Source organism: Leuconostoc sp. BM2 (assembly GCF_002095565.1).
In the GTDB taxonomy this organism is placed as follows: Bacteria; Bacillota; Bacilli; order Lactobacillales; family Lactobacillaceae; genus Leuconostoc; species Leuconostoc falkenbergense.
Map to the genome: position 1 here is coordinate 1 of NZ_MOWQ01000056.1, position 5,813 is coordinate 5,813.

Here is a 5,813-nt window from a genome sequence, read left to right on the forward strand (position 1 = left end):
AGCAGGAAATGCGTAAATGGTATTCAGCGGTATTAAATGATCAGACCTTTAAAGAAGACTATCCAGATGAATATACATTATTGAATAATGTGCGTTTTGTGACACTTGATGTTTCTGATAAAACAAACTATGGTGTTTTAGATCCTTTCATTGTGATTGATGTGAGTGGTACAGCAGGACAAACGCAATCTAACCAGGAAAATTTGAAAGCAACTGTGACAGAAATTTTTAAACAAATTTACCGTGATTATGGTTCCTTAATTCGTGAAACAGAATTAGATCTAGCCATTGATAAAATTATTCAAAAGCGACAAGCTGGTGAAACGGTTGGTATGTTAGATGTCATTGAAGAATTAGCCCAGAATGAAGATGATGATGTGAAACATTTAGCCAAGTTTTTATCAGGTAAAGTTACTCGTAGCTCATTATCTCTAGTATTTTCACATGGTGAAAGTGAGGGCTTGAAGTTAAAAAATCGGATTACTATTCTTGAAACAGCAGGATTGACACTGCCACAACATGACAAATCGACACATGATTACACCGAATTTGAGGTGGCAAGCATGATTGTAATGACGGTGTTAGGGGTCTTTAGTCGGACGTTTGCAACACGGGATTATGATGAAAAAACGGTTGAAATATTTGATGAAGCATGGACGTTTACAACGTCTGATATTGGTAGTCGTATTTTTAATGAAATGGCACGTATTGGACGTTCTGCCAATAACTTGTTAATTCCAGTGACACAATCAGTTCATGATGTTAAAAGTGATAATTTTGGCGTTTTATTTGCCTTTGATGAGGATAAGGAACAGCCAGATATTTTACAACATGTTGGTTTGCCAGTTAATGATGACAACATCAAAGAATTAGGCAATATGGTCATGGGACAGTGTTTCATGAAAGATATTTATGGACGAGTTGAAAAGATAACGGTTGATGAGCCATTGGTTGCTATGCAACGTGCCTATCAGACAGTTAAAGCTGGTGACACGGCACAAGCTGAAAAAGCTTATCGCTAGTTGACAAAATCTTTTTATAAACATATACTATATATACGGTATATTCCATATATCCCGTAAGGAGGTATCAAAATGATGAAAGTTAAAGCGCGAGAAGTTGGACATTCGACTGTTGTGTCTGTTCCTAAAAGCTTTGGAATTGAAACTGGTAAAGAATATACAGTTGCCATTGATAATTTAGGGACAATCACATTTGAACCAATTGATGTTAATCCATTTGCGCAAATGGCAACTGGTGAATTATATCAAGATAATAAAGATATTTTGGTAGATGACTATGCAAAGGGATTAGAAAATGTTGAGTATTAAACAGGGGTCTATTGCGTTTATAGACGCTGAACCACATGCGGGTAAAGAGTATGGGGGACATGACACGACAACAGGTAATATTAGGCGTCCTGTGATTGTGATTAGTGGGAATGACTTTAACCGTGTTTCTGGTAGTTTTGTGATGGTTTTCCCGATAACTTCACAGGATAAAAGCAGAAATCCACTGGCTTTTCCAATTCTGACAAATGTGCAAGAAGGTGGAATAAAGGGCTATATCATGGCAACTCAGATTTTGGGTTATGATTTTGAAGCTCGTCATGGGGAAGTTGTCGGTGAGCTCGATCCAGGAACAACTAGAAAGTTAGCAAAAATTGCGCAAGCGATGTTTAAATGATTTACTTTAAAAAGTAGCGTGTATGTTAAAAGAGAACAGTCGATAGTTAAGTTAAGTGGTGGCTATTCTTTCAACAGAAAAGAGGTGGTGCTTATGGTGTAAAACCTATAAACACGAACTCTAGGAAAGGAAAAGCCTGGTGTCTGTTTCAGACGCTTTACAGCTCATGTTTATGTTTGGCACTTTTATAGTTGCCTTACTAGCATTGGTTGTTGAGTTGATTAAAAGTCAACAAAAAAAGTAACCACTTCAACTTTTGACCGAGTTGCGGTTACTTAAAAAATAAATAATCGGAATAGTCACTGCTTAGCAGGCTATTGATGTTAAAGGGAGTAGTTCGAGCTACTTCCTTTTTCTATATCCAATTATAACATGATGATTGAAATGATGAAAGGAAAACACATGCAAATCAAATTTTGTCGGAAGCTGATTATTTTGGCTTCTTTTTTGTTTGTTTTAGGCTTTGCACAAACGCAAGTGTCCGCAGATGATAGCAGTAGTTCAAGTAGCACGTTAGTTAATCAAGATACACTTAATGCAATTGATGACGCTTCAAAACAAGCTGATAAAGCGGTAGATGAGGTTACAAGTGACGCAGAAAAGAAGTCAGGCGATACGAGTACCACTGATACCTCATTTAAAGCCAGTGACGCGCAAGACATCAAGAAGTTGAATGACTCACTATTTTCATGGCAATCCTATTCAGAAAAAATTGGTGTCACAGACTTAGCCAATAATACGGGTATGGGCTTAGCCAAGTTCTTTTGGTATTTGAATACTTTGATTTATCAAATCAATGATGAGTTATTAAGTGCTTTATCAAATGACGGCAATTTATCAAAAGCCTTTACACAAGCCCAGAACGCTGTTTCAGGTAAAGTAAAATCTATTTTTGATCAAGGCAAGTTGTTGTTTGGTGGATTAGCTATTATTGTCTTAGCAATTACGGGGTTCATGCACTTTGCTAGTGGGCGTACGTCATCAGCGGTTCGCATGGTGGTTAATTTTGTTGGTATTTTATTAGTCGCAACGCTTTGGTATGGCAATGGTAATGAGTTATTTAATCAAATCAATGAAGCCAGTGACGCAGGACAAGCGCAAATGTTAAAAGTCATTGGCAATAGTAATGATAATGTTAAACCAGGAGACACGTTAAGAGTGGGGTATTTTGAGCGATCCATTGAACGCCCTTATTTCTTGATGAATTATGGGCAAGCCACGGCTGACGCAGTTTCAAAGAAAGGATATTCTCCATACCAACTCATATCAACGAATGCACAAAGAGATGATGAAAAAGTTCAGACACAAGTAACACAACTAAAAAAGAAATTTCCCACAATGGGAAAAAATAACTCATTTAACAAGGCAGGTATGAGCTTAGTAGCCATAGTGGTATCAATTGTGAATGCTATTCCTTATGACGCAGTAGCTTTGTTTAATATCTTTGTTATGGTCATTGAATTGGCTTTGTATCTTTTGTCTCCGTTTGTTTTGGTTATGGCGCTATTTCCACAATTTGCCCGTAACGGCTATAAAATTGTTGGCGCAACGATTATGTGGGGTATTGCTAAAATTGGGGCTGGTTTCTTAATTGTTTTGGTCGGGGCTTTGCAGACGTTCACTGATAGTTTTATCCCAGCGACTAATTTCGGCTCATACGCAGTTAACGCATTCCTATTCTTTTTCTTAGTCTTTATCGTCTATAAGTATCGTGGTAAGCTATTTGAATTTGTTGGGGTTAGTTACTCACGAATTGAGGGACAAATGCCACAAGCCATGCGCTTATCTAATCTACGTGAAAAGGGGCGGAGTATTAAGCAGTCTAGCGTTGGTCAAAAAATAAGTCAAATGGGACCAATGCAACGTATATCACAAAGGCGTGATGTACGTGATGAGATGAAAACCAAACAGGCAGAGGAAAAACGACAACAAAATCTTTCTCGTGTGCGTGATCAGTTGTTAGGCAAAGAGCAGGCAAAAACACAAAAGTTGTCAGATAAGAATAAAAAACCATTGACGGTTGATGAATTTAAAAAGCCAATGGATTCTAAAAAGTCTGATGATCCAAAGCAGGCGAAGATTGAAAAAGACGGTGTTCATTTACCAAAATCAAACTTTGAAGCCAAACAACCTAATAGTCGGGTCAATAATCCAAAAAGTAAGGATAATGGTTCAGATAGTCAACAGGAAGTGGCTAAAAAGCGTGAAGCAATTAAGCGTCAATTATATGGTGATCAAGCGACACAATCACAACCTAAGACACTTCATAAAGTGCCTGATAATCATAATAACTTTGAGCAATCAAAGACACCAAAACGTCAAGAAATCGCTAATGATCAGAAAAAAACAGTTAATCGTGACAAAATAGCTCGTGAATTATTAGCCGAACGTGATAAGCAAAAGGAACAAAAACAAAAGTTACGTGACGAAAAGGGTAGTCAGTTAAAAAATAAATTTGGAAAGGATAACTCGTGAAAAAAATGAACTTAATAATCGCTACAATCGTTGTGGCAGTAGTAACTACGGCGTTTTTACGGTATAATAATAAGTATCATGATACACCAAATGATCGCTTAAAAACGGTGTTTCATCAAACCCTGGGTAAGCATAAAACCGTGATCGTTTTTCATAAAAAGGGGTGTTCAACCTGTGAGAAGTTGACGGGTGATGTCAATAAATTACAAAAAATGCGTGATCAAAATAATCAGGCAACCATTGTCGTTGATTACATGAATTTAGTGACACGACAATATTTTGAACAGTATCATGTTCAAGTGGCACCAACTGTCTTAGTAGTCCAAAAAGGGGCAGTCATCAAACGTATTGTGAAGCCAACACATGAACGAATGGCACAAATTGCGAGAGAATAAATCAATTGATTGGAGAGTTATGAATAAAAAATCAGCGTTGACATTGGGATCTATTGGAGGCGTGTTAGTCATTTTGATTATCATTATTGCCTTTATAATGACGGGACAACATAAAACTAGCTCACAATCTGCCAGTTCAAAATTTCCAAAAATCAATCAAGCTAAAGTGATGAAACGTATTGATTATGAAATATTTTCAATGAATAATGATGGTCGTTACGTTGAAAATGTTGATAACGAACCTACTTATGTAGACGGTGAAAAAGTTGGTGAACGGTCAATAACAAGTATGGTATATGTTAGTGCAACGGGGGAAGAGGCACCTAGTGACGGGGCTGGAAATTATAATACTTTCTTCAAAAATCATGAAATAGAAAACTTGGTAACAATTTGGCATAAAGACGGCAATTCATTTGTTGCGAAAGGCTACTTTGTTGTTAAAGAAACAGGGGCTAAATACCCTTTTGCATTTGAATTCAACGCTGATTATATGATCCTACAAGAGTGGTATGGAAGGAATATTAAAATTTAAAAATGACAAACACTAGAATTAAAGTGTTAAGTGCTATTGGGTTTTTCCTGATTGGCGCTTTTTTTTATACACAATTTCAGAAATCACAAATCAAACAAGCGACTGCCACCGTTGCTAAACTGTCAGCGACACAAACGTCGATCAACAATAGTGGCACGATCACAAAAGTGATTGCTAATGATAACCAATTGCCAGACAATAACCAACAAAAAGCCACTGTGAATGCTTTGTTTAATGCGGGTTATGTATCAGATAAACAAGTGTTATCAAAGGTGGCAGATGATAAGGTTAGAAAGTTCGTTAAACAATTTCTAGGGCAATTAGAGGGTGATCCAGCACAAGCAAAAAAGTGGCATGTATCAGATAATCAATTGCAATTTAGCCAGCAAAAAGATGGCATATTATTTTTTGGTGCCTTAACGGCAACAAATGGTAGTCGCACAGTTAATTATCAATTATCAGGACAATTGAATGTCAAGGGTAATGAGGTCACCTCATTGACTTTAGGCAATCTTGCTAGAGGGGATCAATAATGACACGAAAGAAGCAAATTTACTATTATAGCCTCGTTCTTTTTTTAGTTTTGGTCGGTTTACGGTTTGGTCAATTGATGTGGCAACAACAACAAACCTTATCACATTTGCAAAAACAAGCTAAGCAGTTAAAACATAAACAAGCCATTGCTAAAACTAGTCAGCAAAAAGTGAAGCAGGTGGTTGCTAAAA

At 37.0% G+C, this 5,813-nt stretch carries 8 protein-coding genes and 1 pseudogene; all 9 read left to right on the forward strand.

Annotated features, from left to right (window positions below):
* A partial coding sequence (locus BMG01_RS09815; RefSeq protein ID WP_198941271.1) for an ATP-binding protein occupies positions 1–1,022 on the forward strand: 1,022 nt, incomplete at its 5' end.
* 72 nt (positions 1,023–1,094) lie between these two features.
* Entirely contained in the window at positions 1,095–1,331 is a 237-nt protein-coding gene (gene mazE, locus BMG01_RS09820) for a type II toxin-antitoxin system PemI/MazE family antitoxin (protein ID WP_036068555.1), read from the forward strand.
* Positions 1,318–1,686, forward strand: a complete 369-nt coding sequence (locus tag BMG01_RS09825) for a type II toxin-antitoxin system PemK/MazF family toxin (RefSeq protein WP_004914493.1) — start codon at positions 1,318–1,320, stop codon at positions 1,684–1,686. Before mazE ends, BMG01_RS09825 begins: the two co-directional genes overlap by 14 nt.
* Before the next feature lie 139 nt (positions 1,687–1,825).
* The gene (locus BMG01_RS09830) at positions 1,826–1,930 is read left to right on the forward strand and encodes a putative holin-like toxin (RefSeq protein WP_004903361.1); all 105 of its coding nucleotides are present in this window, start codon (positions 1,826–1,828) and stop codon (positions 1,928–1,930) included.
* A 158-nt stretch (positions 1,931–2,088) separates the two neighbouring features.
* Positions 2,089–4,161, forward strand: coding sequence for a CD3337/EF1877 family mobilome membrane protein (locus BMG01_RS09835; RefSeq protein WP_036068568.1), 2,073 nt, complete (start codon positions 2,089–2,091; stop codon positions 4,159–4,161).
* The gene (locus BMG01_RS09840; protein WP_036068557.1) at positions 4,158–4,556 is read left to right on the forward strand and encodes a thioredoxin family protein; all 399 of its coding nucleotides are present in this window, start codon (positions 4,158–4,160) and stop codon (positions 4,554–4,556) included. Before BMG01_RS09835 ends, BMG01_RS09840 begins: the two co-directional genes overlap by 4 nt.
* A gap of 19 nt (positions 4,557–4,575) precedes the next feature.
* A complete protein-coding gene (locus tag BMG01_RS09845; protein ID WP_036068560.1) occupies positions 4,576–5,088 on the forward strand; it encodes a hypothetical protein in 513 nt (170 codons plus the stop codon).
* 2 nt (positions 5,089–5,090) lie between these two features.
* On the forward strand, positions 5,091–5,621 hold the full coding sequence (locus BMG01_RS09850; protein WP_036068563.1) for a hypothetical protein: 531 nt from the start codon (positions 5,091–5,093) through the stop codon (positions 5,619–5,621).
* Positions 5,621–5,813 (forward strand): annotated as a pseudogene (locus tag BMG01_RS09855) (hypothetical protein); the annotation flags it as partial. The gene BMG01_RS09850 and the pseudogene BMG01_RS09855, both read left to right, overlap by 1 nt.